General features: G+C 64.2%; 26 protein-coding genes. 14 read left to right on the top strand and 12 right to left on the bottom strand.

Annotation, left to right across the window (positions count from 1 at the left end):
* Nucleotides 1-42: 42 nt before the first annotated feature.
* From mnmG to AB7008_RS01165, 5 genes are all read right to left on the bottom strand, one after another.
* Entirely contained in the window at nt 43-1,923 is a 1,881-nt protein-coding gene (gene mnmG / locus AB7008_RS01185; RefSeq protein WP_441258301.1) for a tRNA uridine-5-carboxymethylaminomethyl(34) synthesis enzyme MnmG, read from the bottom strand.
* 727 nt (nt 1,924-2,650) lie between these two features.
* The gene (mnmE, locus tag AB7008_RS01180) at nt 2,651-4,009 is read right to left on the bottom strand and encodes a tRNA uridine-5-carboxymethylaminomethyl(34) synthesis GTPase MnmE (RefSeq protein WP_441258300.1); all 1,359 of its coding nucleotides are present in this window, start codon (nt 4,007-4,009) and stop codon (nt 2,651-2,653) included.
* 316 nt (nt 4,010-4,325) lie between these two features.
* Entirely contained in the window at nt 4,326-5,591 is a 1,266-nt protein-coding gene (gene rho / locus AB7008_RS01175; protein ID WP_014490793.1) for a transcription termination factor Rho, read from the bottom strand.
* 246 nt (nt 5,592-5,837) lie between these two features.
* Nucleotides 5,838-6,272: a protoporphyrinogen oxidase HemJ gene (hemJ, locus tag AB7008_RS01170; protein ID WP_014490794.1), complete on the bottom strand. Its 435-nt coding sequence runs from the start codon at nt 6,270-6,272 to the stop codon at nt 5,838-5,840.
* Between the two features lie 177 nt (nt 6,273-6,449).
* The gene (locus tag AB7008_RS01165) at nt 6,450-6,665 is read right to left on the bottom strand and encodes a hypothetical protein (protein ID WP_028158698.1); all 216 of its coding nucleotides are present in this window, start codon (nt 6,663-6,665) and stop codon (nt 6,450-6,452) included.
* Between the two features lie 66 nt (nt 6,666-6,731).
* On the opposite strand from AB7008_RS01165, the gene AB7008_RS01160 reads away from it, so the two are divergent.
* From AB7008_RS01160 to dnaQ, 4 genes are read left to right on the top strand one after another with little or no spacing between them, the layout of a single operon-like run.
* Nucleotides 6,732-7,571 (top strand): pyruvate, water dikinase regulatory protein, encoded by an 840-nt coding sequence (locus tag AB7008_RS01160; protein ID WP_014490795.1) that lies wholly within the window; start codon nt 6,732-6,734, stop codon nt 7,569-7,571.
* 8 nt (nt 7,572-7,579) lie between these two features.
* Entirely contained in the window at nt 7,580-8,188 is a 609-nt protein-coding gene (locus AB7008_RS01155) for a Maf family protein (RefSeq protein WP_441258299.1), read from the top strand.
* Nucleotides 8,189-8,211: 23 nt separating this feature from the next.
* On the top strand, nt 8,212-8,811 hold the full coding sequence (coaE, locus tag AB7008_RS01150; RefSeq protein WP_028158700.1) for a dephospho-CoA kinase: 600 nt from the start codon (nt 8,212-8,214) through the stop codon (nt 8,809-8,811).
* A 27-nt stretch (nt 8,812-8,838) separates the two neighbouring features.
* On the top strand, nt 8,839-9,561 hold the full coding sequence (dnaQ, locus tag AB7008_RS01145; RefSeq protein WP_304492255.1) for a DNA polymerase III subunit epsilon: 723 nt from the start codon (nt 8,839-8,841) through the stop codon (nt 9,559-9,561).
* On the opposite strand, the gene secB is transcribed toward dnaQ, so the two are convergent.
* A complete protein-coding gene (gene secB, locus AB7008_RS01140; RefSeq protein ID WP_028158701.1) occupies nt 9,552-10,037 on the bottom strand; it encodes a protein-export chaperone SecB in 486 nt (161 codons plus the stop codon). The two genes, dnaQ and secB, sit on opposite strands and share 10 nt — an antisense overlap.
* 414 nt (nt 10,038-10,451) lie before the next feature.
* Here secB and AB7008_RS01135 point away from each other — a divergent pair, with 414 nt between their 5' ends.
* Genes AB7008_RS01135 through AB7008_RS01125 form a run of 3 tightly spaced genes read left to right on the top strand, consistent with a single transcriptional unit; the run spans nt 10,452 to nt 13,277 of the window.
* Nucleotides 10,452-11,159, top strand: a complete 708-nt coding sequence (locus tag AB7008_RS01135; protein WP_304492254.1) for a Tim44/TimA family putative adaptor protein — start codon at nt 10,452-10,454, stop codon at nt 11,157-11,159.
* Nucleotides 11,137-12,690: a murein transglycosylase A gene (gene mltA / locus AB7008_RS01130; protein WP_304492253.1), complete on the top strand. Its 1,554-nt coding sequence runs from the start codon at nt 11,137-11,139 to the stop codon at nt 12,688-12,690. The genes AB7008_RS01135 and mltA overlap by 23 nt, the downstream gene beginning before the upstream one ends.
* Nucleotides 12,687-13,277, top strand: coding sequence for a Smr/MutS family protein (locus AB7008_RS01125; RefSeq protein ID WP_028158703.1), 591 nt, complete (start codon nt 12,687-12,689; stop codon nt 13,275-13,277). Before mltA ends, AB7008_RS01125 begins: the two co-directional genes overlap by 4 nt.
* On the opposite strand, the gene AB7008_RS01120 is transcribed toward AB7008_RS01125, so the two are convergent.
* The 5 genes from AB7008_RS01120 to hslV all read right to left on the bottom strand — a co-directional run bounded on the left by AB7008_RS01120 (nt 13,274) and on the right by hslV (nt 17,635).
* Nucleotides 13,274-14,398, bottom strand: a complete 1,125-nt coding sequence (locus AB7008_RS01120; protein WP_304492252.1) for a hypothetical protein — start codon at nt 14,396-14,398, stop codon at nt 13,274-13,276. The genes AB7008_RS01125 and AB7008_RS01120 overlap by 4 nt on opposite strands.
* Before the next feature lie 193 nt (nt 14,399-14,591).
* Nucleotides 14,592-15,896, bottom strand: a complete 1,305-nt coding sequence (gene hslU / locus AB7008_RS01115) for an ATP-dependent protease ATPase subunit HslU (protein ID WP_028158705.1) — start codon at nt 15,894-15,896, stop codon at nt 14,592-14,594.
* A gap of 49 nt (nt 15,897-15,945) precedes the next feature.
* Nucleotides 15,946-16,575, bottom strand: a complete 630-nt coding sequence (locus AB7008_RS01110) for a DUF2585 domain-containing protein (RefSeq protein ID WP_028158706.1) — start codon at nt 16,573-16,575, stop codon at nt 15,946-15,948.
* Nucleotides 16,572-17,057, bottom strand: a complete 486-nt coding sequence (locus AB7008_RS01105) for a GNAT family N-acetyltransferase (RefSeq protein WP_041957261.1) — start codon at nt 17,055-17,057, stop codon at nt 16,572-16,574. The genes AB7008_RS01110 and AB7008_RS01105 overlap by 4 nt, the downstream gene beginning before the upstream one ends.
* Nucleotides 17,058-17,074: 17 nt before the next feature.
* Entirely contained in the window at nt 17,075-17,635 is a 561-nt protein-coding gene (gene hslV, locus AB7008_RS01100) for an ATP-dependent protease subunit HslV (RefSeq protein WP_014490807.1), read from the bottom strand.
* 243 nt (nt 17,636-17,878) lie between these two features.
* On the opposite strand from hslV, the gene hisB reads away from it, so the two are divergent.
* The 7 genes from hisB (at nt 17,879) to coaA (ending at nt 22,615) form a co-directional block, all read left to right on the top strand.
* Nucleotides 17,879-18,472 (top strand): imidazoleglycerol-phosphate dehydratase HisB, encoded by a 594-nt coding sequence (gene hisB, locus AB7008_RS01095; protein WP_028158708.1) that lies wholly within the window; start codon nt 17,879-17,881, stop codon nt 18,470-18,472.
* A 65-nt stretch (nt 18,473-18,537) separates the two neighbouring features.
* Nucleotides 18,538-19,068, top strand: coding sequence for a DUF2628 domain-containing protein (locus AB7008_RS01090; RefSeq protein WP_304492249.1), 531 nt, complete (start codon nt 18,538-18,540; stop codon nt 19,066-19,068).
* Nucleotides 19,065-19,715, top strand: a complete 651-nt coding sequence (gene hisH / locus AB7008_RS01085) for an imidazole glycerol phosphate synthase subunit HisH (RefSeq protein ID WP_028158710.1) — start codon at nt 19,065-19,067, stop codon at nt 19,713-19,715. Before AB7008_RS01090 ends, hisH begins: the two co-directional genes overlap by 4 nt.
* Complete coding sequence (gene hisA / locus AB7008_RS01080) at nt 19,712-20,449, top strand: 1-(5-phosphoribosyl)-5-[(5-phosphoribosylamino)methylideneamino]imidazole-4-carboxamide isomerase (RefSeq protein WP_028169702.1); 738 nt, start codon at nt 19,712-19,714, stop codon at nt 20,447-20,449. Before hisH ends, hisA begins: the two co-directional genes overlap by 4 nt.
* A 10-nt stretch (nt 20,450-20,459) precedes the next feature.
* Nucleotides 20,460-21,233 (top strand): imidazole glycerol phosphate synthase subunit HisF, encoded by a 774-nt coding sequence (gene hisF, locus AB7008_RS01075; protein WP_441258298.1) that lies wholly within the window; start codon nt 20,460-20,462, stop codon nt 21,231-21,233.
* Nucleotides 21,234-21,312: 79 nt separating this feature from the next.
* Complete coding sequence (locus AB7008_RS01070; RefSeq protein ID WP_028150153.1) at nt 21,313-21,633, top strand: phosphoribosyl-ATP diphosphatase; 321 nt, start codon at nt 21,313-21,315, stop codon at nt 21,631-21,633.
* Between the two features lie 25 nt (nt 21,634-21,658).
* On the top strand, nt 21,659-22,615 hold the full coding sequence (gene coaA / locus AB7008_RS01065) for a type I pantothenate kinase (protein WP_028150152.1): 957 nt from the start codon (nt 21,659-21,661) through the stop codon (nt 22,613-22,615).
* Nucleotides 22,616-22,889: 274 nt separating this feature from the next.
* Here the strand turns inward: coaA and AB7008_RS01060 are convergent, their stop codons facing one another.
* Nucleotides 22,890-25,118: an ATP-binding protein gene (locus tag AB7008_RS01060; RefSeq protein ID WP_441258297.1), complete on the bottom strand. Its 2,229-nt coding sequence runs from the start codon at nt 25,116-25,118 to the stop codon at nt 22,890-22,892.
* Between the last annotated feature and the right edge of the window lie 94 nt (nt 25,119-25,212).

The following is a 25,212-nucleotide window of genomic DNA, read 5'->3' as shown; positions in this document are numbered from 1 at the left end:
TGACGATCTGCCGCCCGGCCCGCGCTGTTTCACGTGAAACGCCTATGCGATCGCCTTTGAGGTCTTCCGTGCCTCGCGCCGGAGATAGGCCGCGAGAATGCCGAGCGCTGCCGGTGTCATCCCGTCGATCCGGCCAGCCTGGCCGACGGTGAATGGTCGCGCCTTCTCCAGCTTGGCCCGCACCTCATTGGAAAGACCGGGGACCTGCTGGTAATCGACGTCCGACAGCACCATCCCCTCGTCTCGCCTGAAAGCTTCGACGTCGGCGCTCTGGCGCTCGAGATAGACGTCGTATTTCGCGTCGATCTCCAGATGGGTGGCAATGACCGGGTCGATCGCCGACAGCTCCGGCCAGATGGTCCGGACCTGGCTCCAGCCGATGTCCGGATAGGCCATCAACTCGAACGCCGAGCGGCGCTGGCCGTCCCGGTTCAGGGACAGGCCGTGCTTGATCGCCTCGTTCGGGGTTATAGTCAGGGACTTCGACAGCGCCCTGGCCGCATTCAGGGCGTCCATCTTGGCGCGGTGATGCCGCGTCCGGGCACTCCCGACGCATCCCAGCGCAATCCCCTTCTCGGTGAGACGCTGATCGGCGTTGTCCGCCCTCAGCGTCAGCCGGTACTCGGCGCGAGAGGTGAACATCCGATAGGGTTCGCTGATCCCGCGGGTGACGAGGTCGTCGATCATCACGCCGAGATAGCCATCGGCACGGTCGAACACGGTCAGGGCGGCGCCGCTCGCGGCCAAAGCCGCGTTCAGGCCGGCCACGATACCCTGCCCGGCAGCTTCCTCGTATCCGGTGGTGCCATTGATCTGACCCGCCAGGAACAGGCCACGCAGACGCTTGGTCTGGAGGGTCGGATCGAGCTCGCGGGGATCGATGTGGTCGTATTCGATGGCATAGCCCGGACGGACCATCTTCACCTGCTCCAGGCCAGGAATGCTGGCGAGGATCGCGAGCTGGACCTCCTCCGGCAGTGAGGTCGAGATGCCGTTGGGATAGACGGTGCTATCGTCGAGCCCCTCCGGCTCCAGGAAGATCTGATGGCCGTCGCGGTCGCCAAAGCGAACGATCTTGTCCTCTATCGAGGGACAGTAGCGCGGTCCGGAGCTCTTGATCTGGCCGGAGTACATCGGGGAGCGATGGACGTTGGCCCGGATCACCTCATGGGTCGCGGAGGTCGTTCGGGTGATCCCGCACTGGATCTGCGGGGTCGTGATCCGCTCGGTCATCACCGAGAACGGCTCCGGCGGCTCGTCTCCGGGCTGCATCTCGACCGCGGACCAGTCGATCGTGGTGCCATCCAGACGCGGCGGAGTCCCGGTCTTGAGCCGTCCAAGGGTGAAACCAGCGCGCTCGAAGGAGGCGGAAAGACCCATCGCCGGGGCTTCGCCGACCCGGCCGGCGGGCCAGTTCTTCTCGCCAAGATGGATCAGGCCACGGAGGAAGGTGCCGGTTGTGACGACGACAGCCCCTGCCCGAAGCTCGCGGCCGTCCGCCAGGCGTAGTCCGGTGACCCGGCCTTCGACCACGATCAGCTCGTCCGCCTCGCCCTCGATGACGGAAAGACCTTCGGTGTCCCGGATCGCGGCCTGCATGGCTGCGGCATAGAGCTTCCGGTCGGCCTGAGCTCGGGGACCGCGGACCGCTGGGCCCTTGCGGCGATTGAGGACGCGGAACTGGATGCCGCCGGCATCGCCGACCCGGCCCATCAGGCCATCGAGAGCATCGACCTCGCGGACCAGATGGCCCTTGCCCAGACCGCCAATGGCGGGATTGCAGGACATCGCACCGACGGTGGAGAAACGGTGCGTCACCAGAGCGGTCGTCGCACCCATCCGGGCGGAAGCAGCCGCGGCCTCACAGCCGGCGTGGCCGCCGCCAATGACGATGACGTCGAAAATCTCTCGCTCTGTTCGCATGGCCGGACTTCTATCGCAGAGGCAGAGAAGCCGGAAGTAGAAACTGGGTGAGGCCGTTGTTTCACGTGAAACGAGGCGGCCAGGGGCGATGCGTATTTTCGCGAAAACAACCCCATGCACAGTGGAATCGGCATTGAGCGCGCTGCTGTTTCACGTGAAACAAGATGGGTCTAAGCGGGAGAGAACTCCTGGCCAGATCTCGCACGGCTCTGGACGCGGCTAGAGCGGCACAAGCGATCGGGCTACACCATCATTGCGAGCGGAACGACTTGTCCACCGAAGCTTCAGCGAAGGCGGAAGCAATCCAGAATCCCACCGCAGAAGCAGTCTGGATTGCTTCGTCGCAAGGGCTCCTCGCAATGACGAGATCGGGGGGCCAGCGCCGGCCACAACCGTCGCGGCCCGTAACGCGATACGAGATCGCGCACATGAACCGCTGAAGCTGGGCGAGCCAATCGCCCCGCGGTTTCTCGTGAAACAGGCCGGTCACAGGCACCTGTCCCACGTGAAACGGCTTGGAACCCATCCCATTGCTGTTTCACGTGAAACGCAAGGAGTGGGACGAGCTTGTAGCCCGGATGGAGCGCAGCGAAATCCGGGAACGGTGTTCCGGCTGGGGAGCCGTCCCCGGATTGCGCTTCGCTTCATCCGGGCTACGAAATGAGCCTCGTTTCACGTGAAGCGGAAGAACTGGAATAAGCGCTAGTTCTACAATGAAGAACTAGTCCTACTTTCCGATGCAGAATTTCTGGAAGATGGCCCCGAGAACGTCCTCGACGTCGACCCGACCCAACAGCCGGCCCAAGGCGTAGGCCGCGGCACGCAACTCTTCGGCCGCAAGCTCTTCGCCGTCCTCTACAAGCTCCAGGCTCCGGCGCAAGCTGTCCGAGGCCCGGCGCAACAGATCTCGCTGGCGGGCCCGGGTCACCAAAGCGCCCTCGGTCGTTCCGAAAAACTCGGCGGCGAATTTCACGAGAGCGTCGATCAGATTGGGAACGCCGTCCCCCCGGCTTGCCGAGATCCCGAACTCGACGCCCGACCCGACGTCCCCCGCCTCGCCCAGATCGATCTTGTTGCGGACGATCCAGATCGAGCCGCCCGATTGATCACGCCCGGGGCCGGACTTCACCAGCGATTGCGTCGCGCCCGGATCGGCAGCGCGCCCGCCCTCGACCAGCCACAGCACGAGGTCGGCGTCTTCGGCGCGCGCTCGCGCCCGGCGCACGCCTTCCTGCTCCACGGGATCGTCGGTCTCCCGGATGCCAGCGGTGTCGATCACCGTGACCGGATAGCCGTCGAGATCGAGCTGTACCTCGATCACGTCACGCGTGGTGCCGGCGTAGGGCGAGACGATCGCGACCTCGCGGCGCGACAGCTGATTGATCAGCGTCGACTTGCCGACATTCGGCTCGCCCGCGATCGCAACCACCAGGCCGTCGCGCAGGCGTTCAGAATGTCCCTGTGCCGCAAGCACTTCTGTGATTTCGTCATGCAGCGCTCTGATCGCCTTCACCGCCGGTGCTCTCAGTTCGGCCGGCACGTCGCCCTCGTCGGAAAAATCGATGCCGGCCTCGATCAGCGCCGACGCCTCGATGATGCGCTCGCGCCAGTCGCGCGCGCGATCGCCGAGCAGGCCCTGCAACTGGCGCAGCGCCTGGCGGCGCTGGCGATCGGTATCGGCATGGATGAGATCGTCGAGGCCTTCGGCTTCGGTGAGATCGAGCTTGCCGTTCTCGAACGCACGCCGCGTGAACTCGCCGGGCTCGGCCGCGCGCGTATTCGGAATATTAGAAATCGCGGCGAGGAGTGCCGCCAGCACCGCGCGTCCGCCATGGACGTGAAATTCGGCGATGTCTTCGCCGGTCGCGCTGGCCGGCCCCGGAAACCAGAGCACGACCGCGTCGTCGATCGGCAGGCCAGCGCCATCGTGCAGCAGCCGGCGGCTGGCCTGTCTCGGCGCCGGCTGCCTCTCCGCCAGCGTTGTCAGAACGAGGCCCGCTTGCGATCCGGAAACCCGCACCACAGCGATCGCGCTCGGCGCACGGCCGGACGACAGCGCAAAGATGGTCTGGTCTCGCGGATGCATGGCCTATTTGTCCGGCTGGCGGGGAAAAGGCAAACGGCCCGTTCTCGCGATGCCGCCACCCCCTTTTGCTGCGCTCCGGCCCGCAGCAACGGCTATATTGCGATGCAATATACGGTGCAGCATTTTGCTGCAGAAGCATCCGCGCTCAGGCATCGACCAATCCGCCAAAGTCAAGCATTGCGCAAATATATCAACAGCTTCCGGGAGACCCGGATTTCCCTTCGTCCCATCGCCATGCTGCACTTCTTCGCAGCAAGGCCGCACAAAAAGAAAAAGGGCGCCCGAAGGCGCCCTCTGATCTCATGCTGCACCGCACTCAGGTGTTCATCGAGTCGAAGAACTCCGAATTGCTCTTGGTCGAGCGCAGCTTGTCGAGCAGGAAGTCGATCGCGTCCATCGTGCCCATCGGATTGAGGATCCGGCGGAGCACGTACATCTTCTTGAGCACCTGCGTATCGGTGATGAGCTCCTCCTTGCGGGTGCCGGAGCGCGAGATGTCGATCGCCGGGAAGGTGCGCTTGTCCGAGACCTTGCGGTCCAGGATCAGTTCGGAGTTACCGGTGCCCTTGAACTCTTCGAAGATGACTTCGTCCATGCGGCTGCCGGTATCGACCAGCGCGGTCGCGATGATGGTCAGCGAGCCGCCCTCCTCGATGTTGCGGGCAGCACCGAAGAAGCGCTTCGGGCGCTGGAGCGCGTTGGCGTCGACGCCACCGGTCAGCACCTTGCCGGATGACGGCACCACGGTGTTGTAGGCGCGGCCGAGGCGGGTGATCGAATCGAGCAGAATCACGACGTCGCGGCCGTGCTCGACCAGGCGTTTTGCCTTCTCGATCACCATCTCGGCGACCTGGACGTGACGCACCGCCGGCTCGTCGAAGGTCGATGACACGACCTCGCCCTTCACCGAGCGCTGCATGTCCGTGACTTCTTCCGGACGCTCGTCGATCAGAAGCACGATCAGATAGCATTCCGGATGATTGTGCGTGATCGAATGCGCGATGTTCTGCATCAGCACGGTTTTACCCGTACGCGGCGGCGCGACGATCAGCGCGCGCTGGCCCTTGCCGATCGGCGCGACGATGTCGATCACCCTTGCAGAAAGGTCTTTCCGCGTCGGATCGTCGATTTCCATGCGGAAACGCTGATTCGGAAACAGCGGCGTGAGGTTGTCGAAATTGACCTTGTGCTTGGCCTTTTCCGGGTCCTCGAAATTGAGCGTGTTGACCTTCAGCAGCGCGAAATAGCGCTCGCCCTCTTTCGGGCTGCGAATGTGGCCTTCGATGGTGTCGCCGGTGCGCAGGCCGAAACGGCGGATCTGCGAGGGCGAAACGTAGATGTCGTCCGGGCCCGGCAGATAATTCGCATCGGGCGAGCGGAGGAAGCCGAAGCCGTCGGAGAGCACCTCGACGACGCCCTCGCCGACGATGTCGGTTTCGGCGAGCGCAAGCTGCTTGAGGATGGCAAACAGCAGTTCCTGCTTGCGCATGGTGCTGGCATTCTCGACCCCGTTCTCTTCCGCGAACGAGACGAGCTCGGCCGGCGTCTTCGACTTGAGGTCCTGGAGTTTAATTTCCCGCATTGGGGTGGTCCTGTGGGGTAACCTTGGGAGGGGTGCGAGGAGGCTCGGAAATGCGGACGTGAGAAGGTAAGGTCCGCAGGTCTGGCAAGGAGAGTGCCGATGAGGCTTCAAACCTGATGCGGTGTCCGGCCTCTGGAAAGCTCAGACAAAACCACATCCGCCTGCGTTGGGTGGGATATTGCTAATATAGAAAATCGCTCCCCACTGCGCAAGCCGAAGCGCTGAGCGATTCTTCGCAAGCCTTGCCTAGAACGGCTTCACGATCACCATGATGACGATCAAAATCATCAGCACAGTCGGCACCTCGTTGATAATTCGATAGAATTTCTGGCTGCGAGGACGCCGGTCGGCGGCGAAATCCTTGCACCAGCGTGAAAAAAAGCCGTGGACCCCGGACATCGCCAGGACCAGTGCCAGTTTTACATGCAGCCAGCCGAACGAGAACCAGTGGCCGGACCAGGCGAGATAGAGCCCGGCAAGCCATGTGACGATCATGGCGGGGTTGATAATCGCCTTGAGCAGCCGGCGTTCCATCACCTTGAACGTTTCCGACTGCTTCGAGCCGATCTCGGCCTCGGAGTGATAAACGAACAGCCGCGGCAGATAGAGCATGCCCGCCATCCAGGAGATGACGGCGATCACATGCAGCGCCTTGATCCAGAGATAGACGTCTTCGAACATTTTCTGCGCCCGGCTTTCTGTCCAGCGCAGGGAACGCTGGGGATAGTAAGAACTCGTTAAGGTCTCACCCTGCACACTTATCCGTCCATAGAGCCTTCCTCAAATCTAGAATCTTAGATTCTTAAGGTTTGAGTCTATGTGACCGTGAATTGGACTCACACAATTCCGTCCGCACGTTCACGCGCGCTTGTTCACATCCATCAACATATCCCTGGCGCTTCCGGCGGCTTCCGATAAGTCGGCCAGCTTCAAAGGCTTGCGCGTTTCTGTCGGCAGCTTATCAAAGGGGTTGTCCGCGCAATCCCGTTCCCCTCTCGGCAGGGCGCCGAACTTGTTCCGATGGACAGCGGTGTGAAGAAAATTGGCACTTGTCCCGCCCCTGGTGTCGCGCAAGCCTTTCCGAGGGGTTAAGGTCCACAGAAATCCACAAACCACACCGCCTCCATACAAAGGGCTTTTGTGCCGACCTCGAACAATTATTTCCATCTCCACCTGGTCTCCGACTCCACCGGAGAGACGCTGATCACCGTCGCGCGCGCCGTCGCGGCGCAGTACGCCAACGTCACCCCGGTCGAGCATGTCTATCCCCTGGTGCGCAGCCAGAAGCAGCTCGACCGCGTGCTCGACGAGATCGAGGAGGCGCCGGGGATCGTGCTGTTCACGCTGCTGGAGAAGGATCTGGTCTCCAGGCTCGAGGACAAGTGCAAGCAGATCAACGTTCCGAGCCTGTCGATCATCGGCCCGGTGATGCAGTTGTTCGAAGCCTATCTCGGTGCCGCGACCACCGGCCGCGTCGGCGCCCAGCACGTCCTCAACGCGGAATATTTCAAGCGCATTGACGCGCTGAACTACACGATGATCCACGACGACGGCCAGCATGTCGAAGGTCTCGACGATGCCGACGTGGTGCTCGTCGGTGTCTCACGTACCTCCAAGACACCGACGTCGATCTATCTGGCCAATCGCGGCATCCGCACCGCCAACGTGCCATTGGTTCCGGGCATTCCGGTGCCGTCACAGTTGGAGACCCTGACGCGGCCGCTGGTGGTGAGCCTGCATGCGACGCCGGAACGCCTGATCCAGATCCGCCAGAACCGCCTGCTTTCCATGGGCGCGGAGTCCGGCAGTGAGACCTATACAGACAGGCAGTCGGTTACCGAGGAGGTCGCGTTCGCGCGCAAGCTGAGCGCCAAGCACGATTGGCCGCTGCTCGACGTCACGCGGCGATCTATCGAGGAAACCGCCGCGGCGATCATGAAGCTCTACAGCGACCGCCAGCGCAACCGGCCTACGGGATAGTTTCGGCGATGTCTCTCTGGCGCGGCGAAACTCCGTTGATACTGGCCTCGCAGAGCAGCGCGCGAAAGATGCTGCTGGCCAGTGCCGGACTGGAGTTCAAGGCGATTACGGCCGATATCGACGAGCGCGGCATTCAGGCCGCCTCCAAGCTTTCAGACCCGCATGCCATCGCCCTGCTGCTGGCGCGTGAGAAGGCCAAGGCGGTCTCGGCCAGTCATCCGGGGAGCTATGTGATCGGTGCCGACCAGACCCTGGCTCTCGGCGAGCGTCTCTTCAACAAGCCCGCAGGCCGCGCACAGGCGATGGCGCAATTGTTCGACCTCGCCGGCAAAAGCCACGCGCTGAATTCCGCGGTGGCCGTGGCGCGAGATGGCAAGATCGTTTTCGAGGATGTTTCGGTGGCCCGCATGACCATGCGGCCGATGACCGAGACGGAGCTTTCCGCCTATCTCGACGCTGCCGGCGATGCGGTGACGACCAGCGTCGGCGCCTATCAGCTCGAAGGCCTCGGCAGCCATCTGTTCGAGCGCATCGAGGGTGACCATTTCACCATTCTCGGCCTGCCGCTGCTGCCGTTGCTTGCGTTCCTGCGGCGCGAACGGCTAGTTGCAGTGTGAATGACAGAGATGGCTGCGTGCTGATGCGGATCCTTGGACTGACCGGCTCGATCGGGATGGGAAAATCCACCACCGCGAAATTGTTCGCGGAGGCCGGCGTTCCCGTCTACGACGCCGATGCTGCCGTCCATCAGCTCTATGAGGGCGAGGCCGCGCCCGCGATCGAGGCCGCCTTCCCCGGCACTACCGCGAACGGCAAGGTCGATCGCCCAAAACTGTCCGCGCGCGTCGTGCATGATCCGGCCGCGATCAAGCAGCTCGAGCAGATCGTTCATCCGATGCTCGGCGCCTCCCGGCAAAAATTCTTCGCCGATGCGGAAGCAGCCAAGGCGCCCGTTGTGGTCCTGGATATCCCGCTGCTGTTCGAAACCGGCGGCGAGAAGCGGGTCGATGCCGTCGTCGTGGTGTCGACCTCGCCGGAACTCCAGCGCAAGCGTGTGCTGGAGCGCGGCACGATGGACGAGGCCAAGCTCGACGCGATCATTGCCAAGCAGACGCCGGATGCCGAGAAGCGCAAGCGGGCCGATTTCGTAGTGGATACGTCACACGGACTTGAACCCGTGCGCGCCCAAATCACGCACATTCTGGCCGAGGTCGTTAAGATGCCGCAGCGGCGAGGCTGATTCGCTGCCTCACACGGCCTCTTGATCATGCGTGAAATCGTTCTCGACACCGAAACCACCGGCCTCGATCCGCTCCGCGGCGATCGCCTGGTCGAAATCGGCTGCGTCGAGATTTTCAACCGCATGCCGACGGGCCAGACGTATCATGTCTATATCAATCCCGAACGGGACATGCCGGCGGAAGCCTTTGCGGTGCACGGGCTGTCGGCTGAGTTCCTGTCGACCAAGCCGCTGTTCCACGAGGTCGTCGATGCGTTTCTGGAGTTCATCGGCGATGCGCCGCTGGTGATCCACAACGCTTCGTTCGACATCGGCTTCATCAACGCCGAGCTCGACAAGGTCAAACGCGTCGCGATCCCGCGCGAGCGGCTGGTCGATACGCTGCTGCTGGCGCGGCGCAAGCATCCGGGCGTGTCGAACCGGCTCGACGATCTCTGCTCGCGCTATTCGATCGACAATTCACACCGTACCAAGCACGGCGCGCTGCTCGACGCCGAACTCCTGGCCGAAGTTTATGTCGATCTGGTCGGGGCGCGACAATCGCAGTTGCTCCTCGCTTCGGAAGGCGAGGACATTCGCGTCCATGCGGCTGGCGATGCGCCGCGGCGGCAGCGGACCGTGCCGCTCGCGCCGCGGATTTCCGATGCCGAGCGCGAGGCCCATCGGGCCTTCATCGCAACGCTCGGCGACAAGGCGATCTGGAACGAGTTCCTGCCCGCTCCAGCCGCCTCTCCGCCTGGTCAGGCCTGACCGCTTGTCTGCTGAGCGGCCATTTGCCGCTCCATGTTCTGACGATAGAGACCGACGAAGTCGACCGGATCCAGCATCAGGGGCGGGAACCCGCCGTCGCGCACGGCGGTCGCGATGATCTCGCGGGCGAACGGGAACAGCAGACGCGGGCATTCGATCATGACCAGCGGATGCAGGTTCTCCTTCGGCACGTTGGTGATGCGGAACACGCCGGCATAGGCGAGCTCGAACGAGAACATGATCTTACCGGCGGTCTCGGCCTTGCCCTCGACCGACAGCGTCACCTCGAACTCGGTTTCGCTGAGATTGATGGCGTTGACGTTGATCTGGATGTTGATCTGGGGCGGCTGGCCCTGCTGCTGGAGCGAGGTCGGCGCGTTCGGATTCTCGAACGAAAGGTCCTTGATATATTGCGCCAGAACGTTGAGCTGGGGAGCCTGGGCCGCCTCGGGAGGGGTGCCGTTGCCGTTGGTCATGAGAGTCTCTCCTTACCCGATTGGGGCTGAATTTCGCGGCGGTTGGCTAACATAGGGCCGCCTCACTCCACAAGGACGAACGGTCCCTGATCGGGTATCCGGGCCGCGCCCGCAATTGTGACGTTCACCCGGCCCTCCTGACGAAATCGCGCGTTAAACGATTGAAGATGCGCGATTTCCGGGCAGGATCGGGTTTCCCCTTAAGCATAAAACGCGCTACACTCCGCGCTGTGCCAAAAGGCGCCATTGGCCGGGCAAGATTTCGTGCCTACATCCCGAGGACCAGACGCGCGGACCTAAAATGGTGATGTAGACTTGCCGTTCCCGTATGGAACGGTCTACTGGCCGGATTGATTTTCCCGGCGACGACCCCGAGACGGCCCCTCTTAGCAAAGACCAGAAAGCGGATACCACGTGGACATCTACACCATCATCTTCCTGGCGCTGGCGGTCTTCATCTTTCTGAGACTGCGCAGCGTGCTGGGACAGCGGACGGGTAACGAGCGGCCGCCGTTCGACCGCACCGCCGCCCGCAACGCGCTGGGGGGCGCCCAGGACAAGAACGTCGTGACCATGCCGGGCAAGGTGATCGATCAGGCCCCGCTGGCGCCGACCGCCGAGCCCGCCCTGCCCTCCGACCGCTGGAAGGGCCTGACCGAGCCGGGCACCGCGCTCGCCCAGGGTCTCGACGCCATCGTCGACAAGGATTCCACCTTCGATCCGCGCCATTTCATCTCGGGCGCCCGCGGCGCCTATGAGATGATCGTGCTGGCCTTTGCCAATGGCGACCGCCGCGCATTGCGCGACCTGCTGTCGTCGGAGGTCTATGACAGCTTCGACGCCGCCATCAAGGAACGCGAGAAGAACGAGCAGAAGACCGAGACGCGTTTCGTCTCGATCGACAAGGCCGAGCTCGTCGGCGCCGAGCTGCGCGACCGCACGGCTCAGCTCACCATCCGATTCGTCTCGCAGATGATCTCGGCCACTCGCGACAAGAGCGGCAATATCGTCGACGGTAGTGCGGACACGGTCGCCGACATCACCGACATCTGGACCTTCGCCCGCGATATCACCTCTCGCGATCCAAACTGGAAGCTGGTTGGCACCGGAAGCGCGAATTAAGACTTTCCTGAAGAACAGCGCGACGGCGCTTTGCGCGGGTGCCGTCGTGCTGTCGTCGTTTTCGCTCGGCGCCGAGGCGGCGCGCCGTCACTATCGCAGCCATCATCATCATCTCCCGGCACTTGCCGCCGCACCACCGCGCGCCTTGCCCTATCCGCAACTCCCTTTGCCGTTCGAAATCCCCGGTGCGCAATATCTGCCGCTGACCTGGGCGGACGTGAAAGGCTGGAGCGACGACGACCATCTGGCCGCCTACAAGACATTCCGCGCGAGTTGCCGGACGATCAACGCGCAGACCGGTGCGGCCGAACCGAAGGCGCTTGGCGGCTCGCTGAGCGAGCCCTGCCGAGCCGCCAAGTCGCTCGAGCTCACCGACGACGCCAAAGCCAGGACCTTCTTCGAGCAGAATTTTGCGCCGCTGCGGATCTCGCGCCTCGGCGAGCCCGACGGTTTCGTCACCGGCTATTACGAGCCGGTGCTGGAGGGATCGCGGACGCAGACCGAAATCTACAACGTTCCGGTCTATCGCAGACCCTCGAACCTGTTCGTGCGCGGCTACAAGCAGGACTCGGTCAGCCTGCCCAACAAGGGCCCGGTCTATCGCAAGATCGGCCGCCGCAAGCTGGTGCCCTATTACGATCGCGGCGAGATTGAGGACGGCAAGATCGCCGGCCGCGGGCTGGAGATCGCCTGGCTGAAGGACCCGACCGATCTGCTGTTCGCCCAGATCCAGGGCTCGGCGCGGATCAAATTCGACGACGGCGGCACGGTCCGGCTGAATTACGACGCCTATAACGGCTATCCCTACACGGCCGTCGGCCGTGTCCTGATCGAGCGCGGCATCATTCCGAAGGAGGAGATGTCGATGCAGAAGATCAGGGAGTGGATGGCGCAGAACCCCGATGGTGCCAAGGATCTGCGCCGCCAGAACCGCTCCTACATCTTCTTCCGCGAGGTCAACCTGTCCGACAAGGAAGAAGCGGTAGGTGCGCAGGGCATTCCGCTGACCGCCGGCCGCTCGATCGCGGTCGACAAGGCGCTGCACGTCTACGGCACGCCGTTCTTCATCGAGGGCGAGCTGCCGATCGATTCCGAACGCTCCAAGACGCCGTTCCACCGGCTGATGATCGCGCAGGACACCGGCTCGGCCATCATCGGCCCCGCGCGCGCCGATCTCTATTTCGGCGCCGGCGCGGATGCCGGCCGCGTCTCGGGACGGCTGCGCCATCCCATGCACTTCGTCATGTTGGTCCCGAAGGGCCTCGATCCCACGGTGCGCGCCGCGAAATTGCCGGTGCCGGACCCGCGTCCCTCGGAGAAGATCGCAAAGCTGTTTCCGCAGACCGAACCGGCCAAGGATTCCGCCAAGGATCAGACCAAGCCGGCGGCGCCAGCCGCAGCCGTGGCACAAGGCAAAGGTGAGACAGTTGCCGTTGCCAATCCGGTCCCGTTGCCGATGCCGCGTCCCCTGATAGAGCCCGTTCAGGAGCCCCGGCGGCCGGTCAAGAATCGTCCCCATCGGCAGCAATGAAGCGATCGTCCCGTCCGCCCGTGCTGGAGCCTCGTCCCTCGCCGCGCCGCCGCGCGCTGAGCGAGGAGGAGCGCGCGCTGTGGGATGCGGTCGCAAAACAGGTCAAGCCGCTGCGGAAGCATCGCGCGGCAAAGACGCATCCCCCGCCGCGCATCGAGCCTTCACCGGCAGCGCCGGCCACGCGATCTGCGCCATCGCCACGGCCGATCGCTGATGCGCCGGCTGTGCGCGTCGCAAAGCCGGCCATGCCGCCGCTGGCACCGCTGGGCAAGCGCGAGCGCACAAAATTGTCGCGCGGCCGCAGCGAGATCGAGGCGCGGCTCGATCTGCACGGCATGACCCAGATTCGCGCCCATCGGGCCCTGACCGGCTTCCTGCACCGCGCCCATCACGACGGCCTGACCTTCGTGCTCGTCATCACCGGCAAGGGACGGAGCGGCGGCGAAAGCGGCGTGCTCCGCCGCCAGGTGCCGGAATGGCTGAGCCTGCCGGAGTTCCGCGCCTTCGTCGTCGGCTTCGAGGAGGCGCATATCGGCCACGGCGGCGAGGGCGCGCTCTATGTGCGGATACGCCGGGCGAGGTATTAGAACGGCCGGACGATTCCGACGCGCGGGATCAATGTGAGGATCAGGCCGAAGATATTCGTCTTCCGATCCTCCGACGCGATCAGCGGTGCATTGTATTTGGCCGGCAGCATCTTCACCGCATGCAGGATCAGGAACAGGCAGACCGCCCAGTTCGAGATCCAGCGCGAATAGTCGAACACCATCGCGAACATCACGAGATAGGCGAGGCTGATACCGATCAGCGCCGCGATGACGAGGCGCCGGTGCATGTCGTTCGCGAGCGCGCCGATCAGACCGGCAAAATAGCGCCAGAGTGGCGTGTGCAGCCAGATCAGCAGGGCAAACACCGGCACGCCGAGGATGTTGTGGGGCAGGCGGCCCCAGGTATCCGAAACCTCCTTCGCCAGCGGCTGGTACCAGATGTAGGCGAATTGCAGCAGGTCGGTCCGCGCCGGATCAACCATCCGGGTTTTCAGATAGGCAACGAAATCCGCTTCGGGGATCGGCATCGTTCCCAAAAACTGCGCCGCGAAGAACAGCGCGCTCACGCCAAGCAATGCCACCAAACCGAACGCGACATTCGCTCTGGTAGTGCCATGCGCGAGGTAGTGCCTGATCACGACGATGGTGATGATCGTCGGCACATACATCAGCAGATGAATGTGGTGGATCAGCACGAGGACGATCGAGAACAGCGCGGCCGTTGCGACGAACAGCAAGGAGCCGGCCGGCATCAGCAGCAGGATGATCGCGAGTGCGCAGCCATAGATGTCGAAATGGCCGAGCGTGTGCATGAAGTTCTTGAGAAAGACCGGCGAGCCCGCGATGAAGACGAACAGCGGCAACGTCTTCGCGGTGAAGCCGAACGTCTTCTGAAATAATCTGGCGTACAGCCCCAGCGTCACCAGCCACGTCGCCCCGCCGAGCGCAAACACCAGCCAGACCGGCACCTTGTCCGTGAACAGCGCGACGATCGCCCCGATCAGCGCGCGCTTGATGAAGCCGAAATGGTAGTCGACGAGGAGGTGGATGTAGGGGACGTAAGGCGGCAGCTGGATCTTGTGGACGAACACGCCGGCGATGACCGCCGCGTTGATCGCGAGCAGGAGACGCCAGGGATTTTGCTGAATCTGGGCGATCACGCCGCACCCGAACTGACGCGATCTACCTCCGCCATCGTCCCGGACCAGCGAGCGCAGATCCGGGACCCATAACCACAGGAAGTCGTTCGAGCCGGGATCGTGGTCGCCATCTGTTTCAACAAGAGCCGCTGGTGGCTATGGGTCCCTGCTTTTGCAGGGACGACAGCGGCATCAATAGCGCGGCAGCGCCGAATTACAAAATGAACCGGCTCAGATCCGCGTTCTTGGCGAGGTCGCCGACGTGCTTCTGCACGAAATCCGCATCGACCTTGACGGTCTCGCCGCTGCGATCGGGGGCGGTGAAGGAGATTTCGTCCAGCACCCGTTCCATCACCGTCTGGAGCCGCCGCGCGCCGATGTTCTCGACGGTGGAATTGACGGCGACCGCGACGTCGGCGAGCGCGTCGATGGCGTCGGCGGTGATGTCGAGCGTCACGCCCTCGGTCTGCAGCAACGCGACATACTGCTTGATCAGCGAGGCCTCGGGCTCGGTCAGGATGCGGCGCATGTCGTCGCGGGTCAGGGCCTGAAGTTCGACGCGGATCGGCAGGCGGCCCTGCAATTCCGGCAACAGGTCGGACGGCTTCGCGACGTGGAAGGCGCCGGACGCGATGAACAGGATGTGATCGGTCTTCACCGTGCCGTGCTTGGTCGAGACCGTGGTGCCTTCGATCAACGGCAACAGGTCACGCTGCACGCCCTCGCGCGAGACGTCGCCGCCGACCCGGCCGTCGCGCGCGCAGATCTTGTCGATCTCGTCCAGGAACACGATGCCGTTGTTCTCGACCGCGCTGATCGCCTCCAGCGTGAGCTGGTCAGTGTCCAGCAGCTTGTCGGACTCTTCATTGACGAGGATCTCGTGCGAGTTCTCCACCGTCAGGCGCCGCGTCTTGCTGCGGCCGCCCAGCTTGCCGAAGATGTCGCCGAGCGACACCGCACCCATCTGCGCGCCAGGCATGCCCGGGATCTCGAACATCGGCATGCCGCCGCCCGAGGACTGCGTCTCGATCTCGATTTCCTTGTCGTTGAGCTCGCCGGCGCGCAGCTTCTTGCGGAACGATTCGCGCGTTGCCTGGCTGGAATTGGCGCCGACCAGCGCGTCGAGCACCCGCTCCTCGGCGGCGAGCTGCGCGCGCGCCTGCACGTCCTTGCGCTTGCGCTCGCGCACCTGGGCGATCGCGACCTCGACGAGATCGCGCACGATCTGCTCGACGTCGCGGCCGACATAGCCGACCTCGGTGAATTTCGTCGCTTCCACCTTGAGGAATGGCGCGTTCGCGAGCTTGGCGAGCCGTCGCGCGATCTCCGTCTTGCCGACGCCGGTGGGGCCGATCATCAAGATGTTCTTCGGCAGCACCTCTTCGCGCAAGGAGCCGGAGAGCTGCTGCCGGCGCCAGCGATTGCGCAGCGCGATCGAGACGGCGCGCTTGGCATCGGCCTGGCCGACGATGAAACGGTCGAGTTCGGAAACGATTTCGCGGGGGGAGAAGTCTGTCATGGGACCTTAGCTAGGATCAGATGCGGGTCGGGACAAGCCGCATTTTACGTCAGATGATGGGCGGACCCGATTGCCATTGTTTCACGGCGTCGATCGGATGGATCAGCATCAGGATATTGAGCGTCAGATTGTCGCGAATGTGAAGCGCCAGCATGATTTCGAAGGCGAGGCCGAGCAGGACGGTCACGGGCACAGGCAGCACGCGCGCGGCGAGGAACCCCAGCATCATGAACAGCGTGTCCGAGACCGAATTGACGATGCTGTCGCCGTAATAATCCAGCGAGATCGTGCCCGCGCGGTAGCGCTCGATGATGAAGGGAGAGTTCTCGACGATCTCCCAGGCGCCTTCGATCAGCATCGCGATGATCAGCCGCGCCGGCCAGGATAAACTTGGAAGAGACAGCAGCGAGGGCAGGCGTGCGAACAGCAGCCAGGTCAATCCGTAGAACAGGAAGCCGTGGAGGACGTGCGAGAAGCTGTACCAGTCGGCGATCTGCTGCGAATTCTCCGAGCTGTTCACCACGCCGTGCCACAGCTTGATGGTGCCGCAGGTGCAGATCGGCACCCGCCCCATCGCGAACAGGATCGAGGCCTGCAGCGCCAGCAGCAGCAGTGCGACGCCGACCCAGGCGAATGGCGGTACGGCGACCTTGCTCTCGTGCGTGCTGGTCAGCGTCACGGCTCGCGCACCATCAGCAGCGCCGTCCCGTCCGGCGTCTCGACCATGCGGTCGCGGACGAAGCCGGCCTTCTCATAGGCGCGCAAGGCGCGTGCGTTGAGCGGATCGGGATCGGTGACGATGCGCGGCAGGCCCTGCCGCAACTGGCCGTCGACGAACTGACGGATGAATGCGGAGCCGTGGCCGCGCGCGATCATATCGCTTTCGCCGATGAACTGGTCGATCCCACGGGTGCCCTCCGGTTGCGGCCCAAAGCCGGTATTCCAGGCTGTCAGGCGATAGCATTGAAGATAGCCGAACGGGTGGGTGCCAGCCAACACGATGAACTGGTCCATCGCGGGCTCATCGAGATCGCCGCTCACGAGCGCAAACTGCTCGTCCGGATCGCCCCACCATTCCCGCACATGCGCCTCGCCGAGCCACCGCCGGATCAGCGGCAAATCGGCCGGGCTCATCGGGCGGAAGCTGTAGGCGGGCGCCATGTCCTGTCCGGTCTGGCCTAGCCGGTCGCCAGGCTTTCGATGGTCAGATTGCGGTTGGTGTAGACGCAGATGTCGGCGGCGATATCGAGGGAGCGGCGGACGATGGTCTCGGCATCCTTGTCGGTGTCGAGCAGCGCCCGCGCGGCAGCCAGGGCGTAGTTGCCGCCGGAGCCGATCGCCATGACCCCGGCCTCGGGCTCCAACACGTCGCCGGTGCCTGTCAGCACCAGGGAGACGTCCTTGTCGGCCACGATCATCATGGCCTCCAGCCGCCGCAGATAGCGGTCGGTCCGCCAGTCCTTGGCGAGCTCGACCGCAGCCCGGGTCAGCTGCCCCGGATACTGCTCGAGCTTGGATTCCAGCCGTTCAAAGAGCGTGAAAGCGTCAGCCGTGGCGCCGGCAAAGCCGCCGATGACGTCGCCCTTGCCGAGTTTTCGCACCTTCTTGGCGTTGGACTTGATCACGGTCTGGCCGATCGAGACCTGGCCGTCGCCGCCGACCACCACCTTGCCGCCCTTCCGGACCGTCAAAATCGTGGTGCCGTGCCAGCCCGGCGCGCTGTTCTGGGAATCCTGCATCAAATACCTCGTTGTCGGATCTGATTTAGGCGGTCGGGACCGACCGTACAACGGGCCGGTCCGGGCCCATTTCGCTCACCATAGGCAGAAGTAGAGGCCCGGCCAGCCGTTCCCGCAGTAGCGAAGGCGTCATTTGGCTGTTAAAAGACCGCCGTTTTCGGTCCAAAAGAGCATGATCCGGGAAAGTGGCTACCGGTTTTCCGACAAGATCATGCTCAAAGTCAAAATGGAAACCGCTTTTCAATGCGCACCGCGACGATCAAGCGCAAGACCAAGGAAACCGACATCGAGGTCACCGTGAACCTCGATGGCACCGGCGTGGCCAATATCGCGACCGGCATCGGCTTTTTCGACCATATGCTCGATCTCCTCGCCCGCCATTCCCGCATCGATCTCACGGTCAAGGCGGTTGGCGACTTGCACATTGATCATCACCATACCACCGAAGACACCGGCATCGCGCTCGGCCAGGCGGTCAAGCAGGCGCTCGGCAACATGGCGGGTATCACCCGCTATGCCGGCGTGCACATGCCCATGGACGAGACGCTGTCGCGCGTGGTCATCGACATCTCGGGCCGTCCGTTCCTGGTGTTCAAGGCCGACTTCCCCCGCGACAAGATCGGCGAGTTCGATACCGATCTGGTACGCGAGTGGTTCCAGGCCTTCGCCATGAACGCCGGCGTGACTCTGCACGTCGAGACCCTATATGGCGATAACAGCCACCATATCGCCGAGTCCTGCTTCAAGGGCCTGGCGCGGGCGCTGCGCACTGCCGTCGCGATCGATCCGAAGGCCGTGGGCGAAATCCCGTCCACCAAGGGTTCGCTCGGCGGCTGACGTCTTTCGGCCCGCGGCACGCGCCGCTTGCGGTATCACTGAATTCCTAGGAACGGGGCATCACCATGCCTGTCTACACAGTTCATGCTCCCTCCCCTGCCGGAGCCGATCTGCGCGCGACCGACAAGTTCGTCTTCGTGCGCGACGGCTTTCATTTCTGGGCGATGGTTTTGGGCCCGTTTTGGCTGCTCTGGAACAGGCTCTGGCTGGCGCTGATCGGCTGGGTGATTTTCCTGGCTGCCTTCGATGCAGGGCTGCATAGCCTCGGCGTCGGCCGCAGCTCGATCTTCCTGGCCAATATGATCGTCGCGGTGCTGATGGGCTTCGAGGCCTCGAGCCTGCGCCGCTGGACGCTGTCGCGCGGCAAGTGGCGCCAGCTCGACGTCGTCATCTCCGACGACGAGGACACCGCCGAGCGGCGGTTCTTCGAGCGCTGGAGCCAGAAGCAGCACGGCATCGTCAACGATCAATGGGCCGTCGATCGCGGCGGCCCGCCGCCAACCCGCAACGTGCCGGGTCAGCAATTCTCAAATCCGCCACCGCTGCCGTCGGGCGGCATCATTGGATTGTTTCCGGAACCGGGAGGGTCAAGATGAGCGTCGCCATCATCGATTACGGTTCAGGCAATCTGCATTCCGCCGCCAAGGCGTTCGAGCGCGCCGCGCGCAGCCTGGAGATTCCGCAAAAGGTCTTCGTCACCAGCGATCCGGATCAGGCCTATGGCGCCGACCGTCTGGTGCTGCCGGGTGTCGGCGCCTTCGCCGATTGCCGGCGCGGGCTCGATGCCGTCAACGGCATGGTCGAGGCGATCACCGAAGCGGTGCGCGTCAAGGCGCGGCCCTTCTTTGGTATTTGCGTCGGCATGCAGCTGATGGCGAGCCGCGGCAAGGAACATGTCATCACCGAAGGCCTGAACTGGGTCGGCGGCGACGTCGAGAAGATCATGCCGCGCGACGAGAGCCTGAAGATCCCGCACATGGGCTGGAACACGCTGGACCTGCTGCAGGAGCATCCGGTGCTGGACAAGCTGCCGCTCGGCCCCAAGGGCCAGCACGCCTATTTCGTGCACTCCTACCACCTCAATGCCGCCAACGAAGCGGATGTGCTTGCGCGCGCCGATTACGGTGGACCCGTCACCGCGATCGTCGCGAAGGACACCGCCATCGGCACCCAATTCCACCCCGAGAAGAGCCAGCGTTTCGGCTTGGCCCTGATCTCGAACTTTTTGCGATGGAAACCGTGATTCTCTTTCCCGCGATCGACCTCAAGAACGGCCAATGCGTTCGCCTCGAGCAAGGCGACATGGCGCGCGCGACCGTGTTCAACCTCAATCCCGCCGCCCAGGCGCAGAGCTTTGTCGAACAGGGCTTCGAGTATCTCCACGTCGTCGATCTCGACGGCGCCTTTGCCGGCAAGCCGGTGAATGCGCAGGCGGTCGAGGCGATGCTCAAGACGATCAAGATCCCGGTGCAGCTCGGCGGCGGCATTCGCGATCTCGCGACCGTCGAAGCCTGGCTCGACAAGGGCATCACCCGCGTCATCATCGGCACCGCCGCGGTGCGCGACCCTGAACTGGTGAAGGCGGCTGCAAGGAAATTCCCCGGCCGCGTCGCGGTCGGGCTCGATGCCCGCGACGGCAAGGTCGCCGTCGAAGGCTGGGCCGAGACCTCGCAGGTGACGGTGCTGGAGATCGCAAAGCGTTTCGAGGATGCCGGCGTCGCCGCCATCATCTTCACCGACATCGCGCGCGATGGCTTGCTCAAGGGCCTCAATCTCGATGCGACCATCGCGCTGGCGGATGCGATCTCGATTCCCGTGATCGCCTCCGGCGGCCTCGCCTCGATCGAGGACGTCAAGGCAATGCTGACGCCGCGCGCCAGGAAGCTCGCCGGCGCGATCGCCGGCCGCGCGCTTTACGATGGCCGGCTCGATCCCGCCGCCGCCCTCACCTTGATCCGCAACGCGCGCGCCGCCTAGGAGCTGACACATGTTCAAGGTGCGCGTGATCCCCTGCCTCGACGTCAAGGACGGCCGGGTCGTCAAGGGCATCAACTTCGTCGACCTGCGCGATGCCGGCGATCCCGTCGAAGCCGCGATCGCCTATGACGCCGCCGGTGCCGACGAGCTCACCTTCCTCGACATCACCGCGACCCACGAGAACCGCGGCATCATGCTGGACGTGGTCCGGCGTACGGCGGAGGCCTGCTTCATGCCCGTGACCGTCGGTGGCGGCGTGCGCAAGGTTGACGACATCAAGACGCTGCTGCGCGCCGGCGCCGACAAGGTCTCGATCAACAGCGCGGCGGTGTCGCGCCGCGAGTTCGTCAAGGAAGCCGCCGAGAAATTCGGCGAACAGTGCGTGGTGGTCGCGATCGACGCCAAGCGGGTCAAGCGTCCGGGCGGCGACCGCTGGGAGATCTTCACCCATGGCGGGCGCAACTCGACCGGCATCGATGCCATCGAATATGCCCAGGAAGTGGTTTCGCTCGGTGCTGGTGAAATCCTGCTCACCTCCATGGACCGCGACGGCACCCGGCAGGGCTTCGACATCCCGCTGACCCGGGCGATCGCCGACAGCGTTCCCGTTCCCGTGATCGCCTCGGGCGGCGTCGGCAATCTCGATCATCTCGTCGACGGGATCCGCGACGGCCACGCCACGGCTGTGCTGGCCGCCTCGATCTTCCATTTCGGGGAATTCACCATTCGCGAAGCCAAGGAGCACATGGCCCGGCGCGGACTGGCCATGCGCCTCGATGCCTGACGACTCCCGTTCATAAAAATGCTACATAGGCCTGCGGGGAATGGCCTCCGTGGCCTTGTGTGTTGTTCGAGTAATTCCGATGTCGCGTTTCACGATCCACGATCTGGCCGACACCATCGACGCCCGCGCGGCGGCCGGCGGCGAGGCGTCCTATACCCGCAAGCTCCTGGACAAGGGCGCCGAGCATTGTGCCAAGAAGTTCGGCGAGGAGGCAGTCGAAACCGTAATCGCAGCAGTCGAAAACGATCGCGCGCATCTGATCGCTGAAAGTGCCGACCTGCTCTATCACTTCCTTGTGCTGCTCAAGGCCCGCGGCGTAAAGCTGGAGGAGGTCGAGGCCGCGCTGGACAAGCGGACGAATATGTCCGGATTGGAAGAAAAGGCGTCCCGCAAGGGTTAGTAGATCCCAACGGAAAGGTCGCGTCATGGATATCCGCGCACCCGAGCAGCAGTATAATCCGTACCGCGTCTATACGCGCGAGCAGTGGTCGCGACTGCGCGACGACACGCCGATGACGCTGGAGCCCGGCGAGTTCGACCGGCTGCGCTCGCTGCACGATCGCCTGGACTTGCAGGAGGTCGAGGACATCTACCTGCCGCTGTCGCGCCTCCTGTCGATCTATGTCGATGCGATGCAGCGCCTGTATTACGCGGAGCGCCAGTTCCTCAATATCCGCGACCGCAAGATGCCCTACATCATCGGCGTCGCCGGTTCGGTCGCGGTCGGAAAATCCACCACGGCCCGCGTGCTTCAGGCACTGCTGGCGCGCTGGTCGCCGCGTCCGAAGGTCGAACTGATCACCACCGACGGATTTCTGTATCCCAACGCCGTGCTCGAGCGGCAGGGCATCATGCAGAAGAAGGGCTTTCCGGAGAGCTACGACCTGCCGCTGCTGCTCAGCTTCCTCTCCGACATCAAGGCCGGCCGCCGCCACGTGCGCGCGCCGGTCTATTCGCATCTGACCTACGACATCGTGCCGAACCAGTGGGCCGAGATCGACCAGCCGGACATCCTGATCGTCGAGGGCGTCAACGTGCTGCAAACCGGCAAGCTGCCGCGCGACGGCAAGGCGGTGCCCGTTGTCTCCGACTTCTTCGACTTCTCGGTCTATATCGACGCCGACGAGGCGGCGCTGCGGCAATGGTACATCAAGCGCTTCCTGGCGCTGCGTGACACCGCGTTCACCAATCCAAAGTCCTACTTCAACCGCTACGCGCTGTTGTCGGACGAGGAAGCCACCGCCACTGCGATCGCGATCTGGGAGCGCACCAACCTCGCCAATCTCGAGGACAACATCCTGCCGACCCGCCCCCGCGCGACGCTGATCCTGAAGAAGGGCGCCGACCACACCGTGGCAAGCGTGGCGCTGCGACGGCTATAGGCCGCGGTGCCGTAGGGTGGGCAAAGGCGCGAAGCGCCGTGCCCACCATTTCTCCGCATTGTCGTACGTGAATGGTGGGCACGAGGAGCCTGCCGTCGGGCAGCGCATTCGCGCGACCCGTTCGCTTTGCCCACCCTACGACATTGGTGTTTGGCGCACGCCTGCAGCCACATCGTCATTGCGAGCGCAGCGAAGCAATCCAGAATCTTTCGGCGGAGAGATTCTGGATTGCTTCGTCGCAAGGGCTCCTCGCAATGACGGAGGAGAGACCTTCCTACACCGCCAGATGCCGCGCCGCCGCCAGCCCGGCCAGCGCCTCGTCCAGCTTGTCGCGGTCGAGCGGCTTGATCAGAAACCCGTTCATGCCAGCCTCGAAACAGGCATAGCGATCCTCCACCAGCGTATTGGCGGTGAGCGCGAGGATCGGCGTGTGGTGGCCGCCCTTGGCGGCCTCATGCGTGCGGATGCGTTTCGTCGCCTCGATGCCGTCGAGCTGCGGCATCTGGATGTCCATCAGCACGAGATCGTAGGGCGTGCCGGCGGATGACGCCGCGAGCCAGGATTCCAGTGCCGCCTCGCCATGAACCGCGATGACGACGCGGTGGCCGAGCTTGGTCAGCAGCGAGCGCATCAGCAGCGCGTTGATCTCGTTGTCCTCGGCGACGAGGATCGACAGGCCCTTCGCCGTGACGACGCCGGCAGGGGAGGCAGCCGGCGGCTCCGGCGCCAGTTCGGGCGATGCGACCTCCGGCGTCAGCGCGAGACGTGCCGCGAGCGAAGCCGCGCGCACCGGCTTGATCAGAAAGCCGGTGAATGAAGCTGGAAATTTCTCGTGGCGCGAGCTCGACGTCAGCAGCACCAGCCGCTGCGCCGTATGCTTGCGCGCGGCCTCGCCGAGACGGTCGGCGATGGCGGCGCCGATCGCACGATCGACCAGCACCGCATGCCAAGAGCGCTCCGGCAGCAGCGCCTCTGCGGCGGCGCCATCCGAGACGAGGCAGGTCTGGCCGCCCCAGCGCTCCAGCCGCCGCGCGATCAGCGAGGCCTCGATGCCGTCGGCGATCAGGAGAATCGACTTGCCGGTGAGATCAGGGCTTGGGAACGCCGTCTGTCCCGCGCCGGATTGCGATGGCGCAAGCGGGATCGCGACCTCGAAGGTCGAGCCCTTGCCCGGCTCGCTCTCCAGGGTGATGCGGCCGCCCATGCGCTTGACGATGCGTTCGCTGATGGCAAGGCCGAGCCCGGTGCCGCCATAGGTGCGGGCGACGCGCTCGTCGGCCTGCTCGAACTCGCGGAAGATGCGCGTCCGCGCTTCGGGTGCGATGCCGATGCCGGTGTCGCGCACCAGAAAACTGATCTCGTTCGGCCATATGCCGGGTTCGACGATCAGCGCGACGCCGCCGGTCGCGGTGAACTTGATGGCGTTGCCGGCGAGGTTGAGCAGCACCTGGCGCAGCCGCGCGGCATCGCCGACGACCTCGAGCGGCAGGCGCTCGTCGACATAGGCGGCGATCTCGAGCGTCTTTGCCTGCGCGCGCGGCGCGAGCAGCTCGGTGATCTCCTCGATCATGGTCGAGAGCGCGAACGGGCGCTGGTCGAGATCGAGCTTGCCGGCCTCGATCTTGGAATAGTCGAGCAGTTCCTCGATCAGCGCCATCAGCGCTTCGCCGGAGGTTTTCACCGCCCTGGCATAGGTCGTCTGCTCCGGCGTCAGCGTGGTGTCGAGCAACAGGCCACCCATGCCGATGATGCCGTTGAGCGGCGTGCGGATCTCATGCGAGGCCATTGCCAGGAAGCGCGACTTGGCGCGGTTGGCGGCATCGGCCAGGTCGCGCGCGTCCGACAGCGCGCGCTCGGTCTCGGTGCGGTCGGTGACGTCGCGTCCGACGCTCTGCAGTTCCGCGGGCTGGCCGGCATCGAGACGGACGTAGCCCTCGCGCCAGGCGATCCAGCGCGCGCCGTGCGGGGTGGTGATCCTCTGGTCGTGAATGCGCGTGCCGTTGCTTTCGCGGGCGCTGTCGCCCTGCTCGAGGACGTCGAAATCGAAACGCGTGCCGACCAGCACGCCGCGCGCCTGCCCCGCGAGCGCGCAATAGGCGTCATTGGCGAAGGTGATGCGGCCCTGGTGGTCGCGCAGCACGATCAGGTCGCCCTGCTGCTCGAACAGGCTGCGCGCGCGTTCTTCCGCTTCCTTCAGTTCCCAATTGCGGTCGATCAGCGTCTCGTTGTGGGCGGCGAGCTTACGCATCCGCTTGTTGACGAAGCGCAGCCGCATGCTGAGCGTGGCGAGGCCGAGGCAGGCGAGCGCGAACAGGAAGCTCGCGCCGACCGCAAACGTATTGGGATCGTAGCCGGAGTTCTCGGAGCGGCTGCCGGAGACGAAGCCATAGGCGCCGCCGAACGTCGCCGAGAAGATCATGAAGGAGCGGATCGCGAACGCGATGCGGGGATGCTGTCGCCTGAAGCGGCGCATGCGCACCTTGATCCGGAACGTCCGATCCATCGCCTTCGACCCCGACTCTTGTTCAGAAACCCCGCGCCGCCAATTGCGACGATGTCTCGCCGACCTTGCGAACAGCTTGAGGCCTTGGTTCGGC

Origin of the sequence: Bradyrhizobium sp. 521_C7_N1_3, from assembly GCF_052075975.1 — a bacterium.
Classification (GTDB): domain Bacteria; phylum Pseudomonadota; class Alphaproteobacteria; order Rhizobiales; family Xanthobacteraceae; genus Bradyrhizobium; species Bradyrhizobium japonicum.
Note: the sequence above shows the minus strand (reverse complement) of the source record. Positions and strands in the feature narration are given on the sequence as shown.